The organism is Halorubrum persicum (assembly GCF_002727125.1).
Taxonomy (GTDB): Archaea; Halobacteriota; Halobacteria; order Halobacteriales; family Haloferacaceae; genus Halorubrum; species Halorubrum persicum.
In genome coordinates this window covers 418-637 of the sequence record NZ_NHOA01000079.1, presented here as the reverse complement: position 1 = coordinate 637, position 220 = coordinate 418, and the positions used below count along the sequence as shown (strand labels likewise).

Sequence of the window (220 nt, the reverse complement as noted above, 5' to 3'; positions counted from 1 at the left end):
CATCCCCGAGAGCTCTCGGGCGGCCTCGTCGTTCCGCACGTCGACGCGCGTGCCCGACCCCGGTTCGAGCGCGACGAGACCGTCGCCCGCTCGCAGCGACCCGTCGAGTTCGGGTCGGCGCTCCGTCCACGGCGCCGCTGACTCGCGGACCTGCACGCGCACCGGATCGCCCGTCTCGACCCGGTCGTCGACGCTTCCGTACGGGAGATACCCTTCGACG

Annotated in this window: 1 pseudogene; it reads right to left on the bottom strand. The window is 73.2% G+C overall.

The window, feature by feature from the left end:
* Nucleotides 1-220 (bottom strand): annotated as a pseudogene (locus tag DJ69_RS18825) (RNA-binding protein); the annotation flags it as partial.